This is a genomic window from Streptomyces sp. B1866 (genome assembly GCF_031932565.1).
Lineage (GTDB): Bacteria > Actinomycetota > Actinomycetes > Streptomycetales > Streptomycetaceae > Streptomyces.
Window position 1 is genome coordinate 1 of record NZ_JAVSCF010000354.1, and the last position, 4,922, is coordinate 4,922.

Genomic DNA, 4,922 nt, shown 5'->3' on the forward strand with positions numbered 1-4,922 from the left:
CTCGCGGCGGGCATCGCCGCCACCGCGGCCCTGGTGGAGATCGACATCGCGGTGGTGGGCGGCGGGGTGGCCGGCGCCGGGGAGGTGCTGTTCGGACCGCTGCGGCGCAGCCTGCGCGACTACGCGACCCTTTCCTTCGTCCGCGACCTGCGGGTGGTGCCGGCGCGGACGGGTACCGACGCCGGGCTGGTCGGCGCGGCCGCCGCCGCGGCCTGGCAGGCGGGCCTCGCCGGCTTCAAACCCGCGGCCGTGACGCACCCGGACGGGTGACGCGCCCCCGGGCGCCCGGCGTGCGCCCGCCGGCGCCTGCGGCCACCGGCGCGCGCGGCGTGGCAGGGTAGGGCGGATACGGGAAGGGCGTGCGGGACCGGCAAGCGGGGGGACAGCGTGATCGTCTGGCTGAACGGCGCGTTCGGCGCGGGGAAGACCTCCGCGGCCCGCGAACTGGTGGAGTTCCTGCCCGGCAGCACGTTCTACGACCCCGAGATCGTCGGCGCGACCCTGCGCTTCCTGCTGCCCTCGGAGCGGCTGCGCGAGGTGTCCGACTACCAGGACCTGCCGTCCTGGCGGCGGCTCGTGGTCGAGGCCGGGGCCGCACTCGTCGCCGAGGTCGGCGGCCCGCTCGTGGTGCCGATGACCGTCCTCAGGCAGGACTACCGCGACGAGATCTTCGGCGGCTTCGCGGCCCGCCGCATCCCGGTGCAGCACGTGCTGCTGCACACCGACGAGACGATCCTCCGCGAGCGCATCGCCCAGCGCGAGGAGGTCCCCGGCGACCCGGCCCGCAGCGCGTCGGTCCGCCGGTGGTGCCTGGACCACCTCACGCCCTACCGGGACGCCCTGTCCTGGCTCACCGACGACGCGTACGTCGTGGACACCACCGGCCTGAGCCCCCGGCAGACCGCCGAGCGCGTCGCGGACGCGGTGCGCGCCGGCGCGGGCGCGCGCGACATCGTCCAGACCCCGGCCCCCGAGGCCGAGACGCTGGCCGCCGGGGTGCTGCTGTTCGACGACGACGACCGGGTGCTGCTGGTCGACCCGACCTACAAGCCCGGGTGGGAGTTCCCCGGGGGCGTGGTCGAGCCCGGCGAGGCCCCGGCGCGGGCGGGCGTCCGCGAGGTGGTCGAGGAACTGGGCGTACGGCCCGACGAGCCGTTGCGCCTGCTGGTCGTGGACTGGGAGCCGCCCGACCCGTACGGCCACGGCGGCCTGCGGCTGCTGTTCGACGGCGGCCTGCTGGGCCCCGAGCGGGCGGGGAAGGTGACGCTGCCGCCCGCCGAGCTGCGCGCGTGGCGGTTCGCCACCGAGGAGGAGGCGGCCGAGCTGCTGCCCCCGGCGCGCCACCGCAGGCTGCACTGGGCGCTGCGCGCCCGCCGCCAGGGCCGCCCGCGGTACCTGGAGGCGGGCGTTCCGGCGGACTGACCGGCCCTGCGGCCCCCGCCTGGCGGGGGCCGCCCTGGGCGGCCGGAGCGGGCGGAGCGGCGGCTCCGGCCCGCCCCAGGCCGTGTCGTGTGGATCAGGGTGGATCAGGGAGCGGCGTCCGGTGCTCCCCCAGCTACCGCTGGGAGGTACCCCCGGCTGCAAGGCGGAGGAGGAGAGCGCAGGGGGCACCTCCCAGCGATAGCCGGGGGAGGCACTGCGTGCGACGACGACAACGCCGCACGGGGGCACCTCCCGGCGGTAGCCGGGGGCGGGGGCACCCCCAGCGGTAGCTGGGGGAGTGCCGGGCATCGCGAGCCCGNCGCGCGGTCGGCCTGTGCGGCTCCCCGGGCCGCATAGCCGCGCAGGAACAGCGCCTCCGCGAACGACAGCCGCGCCAGCTCCCGCGGCGAGACGCTCTCGTCCACGGCGTGGATGCGCGCCTCCGGCTCGCTCAGCCCGATCAGCAGGAACTCCGCCCGCGGGTACAGCGAGCCCAGCGTGTTGCACAGCGGGATCGAGCCGCCCTGGCCGATCGTGGCCGTCTCCCGGCCGCCGTACGCCTCCCGCAGCGCGTCGGCCATCGCCGCGTACGCCGGGCCGCCGGTGTCCGCGCTGAACGGCTGGCCCTGGCCCGCCTGCTCCACCGTCACCCGCGCTCCCCACGGCGCCGCGTCCCGCAGGTGCGCGGTCAGCAGCCCGGCCGCCTCGGCCGCGTCCGCGCCGGGCGGCACCCGCACGCTCACCAGCGCCCGCGCGCTCGCCTGGACCGAGGGCGTGGCACCGGTCACCGGCGGGCAGTCGATGCCCAGGACGGTGACCGACGGGCGCGCCCACAGCCGGTCGGCGACCGTGCCCGCGCCCGGCAGCTCGACTCCGTCCAGCACGCCGGCGTCCGCGCGGAAGTCCTCCTCCGGGTACCGCAGCCCCGCCCAGCGCCCGTCCGCCGCCAGGCCCCGCACGGCCGCGGACCCGTCCTCGGCGTACAGCGTGTCCAGCATCCGGATCAGCGCGGCGAGGGCGTCCGGGGCCGCGCCGCCGAACTGCCCGGAGTGCAGGTTGCCCGCCAGCGTGTCCACCGTGACCCGCACCATCGCCATGCCGCGCAGCGACGCGGTGACGCTCGGCAGCCCGGCGCGGAAGTTGCCCGCGTCGCCGATGACGACCGCGTCGGCGGCCAGCAGGTCCGGGTGGGCCCGCGCGTAGTCCTCCAGGCCCCCGGTGCCCTGCTCCTCCGAGCCCTCCACGATCACCTTGACGCCCACGGGCACGCCGCCGTGCTCCTTCAGGGCGCGCAGCGCGGTGAGGTGCATGACCACCCCGCCCTTGCAGTCGGCCGCGCCCCGCCCGTACCAGCGCCCGTCGCGCTCGGTCAGCTCGAACGGCGGGGAGGTCCAGGCCGCCTCGTCCAGCGGCGGCTGCACGTCGTAGTGCGCGTACAGCAGGACGGTCGGGGCGCCGGGCGGGCCGGGCAGGTGGCCGTAGACCGACTGGGTGCCGTCCGGCGTGTCCAGCAGGGCCACGTCCGCGAAGCCCTCGGCGCGCAGCGCGTCGGCCACCCAGCGGGCCGCCGCCTCGCACTCGCTCCGGGGGAACTGCCCGGGGTCGGCCACCGACGCGAAGCCCACCAGCTCGGCCAGGTCGGCCCGGGCGCGGGCGTGCAGGGACGCGACCGTGGCGGCCAGCGGTGACGCCTGCGGCAGGCCCAGCGACGCGGGCGACGCGGGCGGCTTCGAGGACTGCGGCGAGGACTGCGGCAACGCGGGCGACCCCCTCGGACTCCATGACGGACTCGGTGACGTGCGCGGCCCGCTTCGGCGGGCACCGCCGGCCCGGCGGTCACGGCCGTACGGCGGGCCGCGCCTGACGGGACGCGGCGCGGCGGTCACCGGGGGCGGCCGGCGCAGGGCACCGGTCATCATCCCACACGGCCGGTCGCGCACCCGCGCGCCGTAGGATGCGGCCTTGACGCCCGCCAGGGCTCGACGCCGCCAGGGCTCGACGCCCGCCAGGGGCGGACCGGACATCCGACGAGTGGGAGCGTAGGCACACGTGAGCAGCGACAGCGCGGCCCGGGACGAGACGTCCCCGGCGCGGTCGGAGGACGGGCGGGTGTGGGACGTCGTCGTGGTGGGCGCGGGCCCCGCGGGCGCGTCCGCCGCGCACGCCGCGGCCAGCGCGGGACGCCGGGTGCTGCTGTTGGAGAAGGCCCGGCTGCCGCGCTACAAGACCTGCGGCGGCGGCATCATCGGCCCCTCGCGCGAGGCGCTGCCGCCCGGCTTCGAGCCGCCGCTGCGCGACCGGGTGCACGCCGTGACCTTCTCGCTGAACGGCCGGCTGACCCGCACCCGCCGGTCCCGGCACACCCTGTTCGAGCTGGTCAGCCGGCCGGAGTTCGACGCGGGCCTGGTGCGGGCGGCCCGGGAGGCGGGCGCCGAGGTGCGCACGGGCGTCACGGTCACGCGCGTCGAGCAGCACGGCCCGGCCGTCCCCGACCGGCGCACCGTCGCGGTCGTGCTCGCCGACGGCACGGCGGTGCTGGCGCGGGCCGTGGTCGGCGCCGACGGCAGCGCCAGCCGCATAGGGGCCCACGTCGGGGTGAAGCTCGCCCACGTCGACCTCGGCCTGGAGGCGGAGATCCCCGTGCCGCCGTCGGTCGCGGAGGACTGGGCGGGCCGGGTGCTCATCGACTGGGGTCCGATACCGGGCAGCTACGGCTGGGTCTTCCCCAAGGGCGACTCGCTGACGGTCGGCGTCATCTCGGCGCGCGGCGAGGGCACCGAGACCAAGCGCTACCTGGACGACCTCATCGCCCGGCTCGGCCTCGCGGGCTTCGAGCCGACCGTCTCCTCCGGGCACCTCACCCGCTGCCGCTCCGACGACTCGCCGCTGTCGCGCGGCCGGGTGCTGGTGTGCGGGGACGCGGCCGGGCTGCTGGAGCCGTGGACGCGCGAGGGCATCTCCTTCGCGCTGCGCTCCGGGCGGCTGGCGGGGGAGTGGGCGGTGCGGATCGCCGAGGCCCACGACGCGGTCGACACCCGGCGGCAGGCCCTCAACTACGCCTTCGCCATCAAGGCGGGGCTCGGCGTGGAGATGGGCGTCGGGCGGCGGCTGTACGCGGCCTTCGCGCGGCGCCCCGGCGTGTTCCACGCGGCCGTCACCGGGCTGCGCCCGGCCTGGCGCGCCTTCGCCCGGGTGACCCGCGGCAGCACCTCCTTCGCGGAGATCGTCCGCACCCACCCGGCCGCGCGGCGGGTCCTGATGGCCGTCGACCGCCTCGGCTGACGGCTCCGGGGCGCCACCGGCCCTGTGGGGCCGCGCGGGGCCCGTACTCCGCGGGGAGTACGGGCGGCCACCGCGCCCGGGGGACGCCGGGCCGGTCCCGGCCGGTCTAGCGTGGCCGTATGCGGCAGGAGACGCCTGAGGAGCGGCGGGCCGGCGCGGAACCCGCCGCGCCCGCCGGCCCGGACGAGCGCGCGGGCGCGCCCGGGCAGGCGCGGGCG

The 4,922-nt window shown here is 78.2% G+C and carries 3 protein-coding genes and 1 pseudogene; 3 read left to right on the forward strand and 1 reads right to left on the reverse strand.

Annotated features, from left to right (window positions below):
• On the forward strand, nt 1-270 hold a 270-nt coding region (locus RKE29_RS27835; RefSeq protein ID WP_312008450.1), incomplete at its 5' end, for an ROK family protein.
• A 117-nt stretch (nt 271-387) separates the two neighbouring features.
• Complete coding sequence (locus RKE29_RS27840) at nt 388-1,422, forward strand: NUDIX domain-containing protein (RefSeq protein WP_312008452.1); 1,035 nt, start codon at nt 388-390, stop codon at nt 1,420-1,422.
• Nucleotides 1,423-1,763: 341 nt separating this feature from the next.
• Here the strand turns inward: RKE29_RS27840 and RKE29_RS27845 are convergent.
• Nucleotides 1,764-3,122, reverse strand: a pseudogene (locus RKE29_RS27845) (dipeptidase); the annotation flags it as partial.
• Between the two features lie 349 nt (nt 3,123-3,471).
• Between RKE29_RS27845 and RKE29_RS27850 the strand changes: the two are divergent.
• On the forward strand, nt 3,472-4,704 hold the full coding sequence (locus RKE29_RS27850) for a geranylgeranyl reductase family protein (RefSeq protein WP_312008453.1): 1,233 nt from the start codon (nt 3,472-3,474) through the stop codon (nt 4,702-4,704).
• Nucleotides 4,705-4,922: the final 218 nt, after the last annotated feature.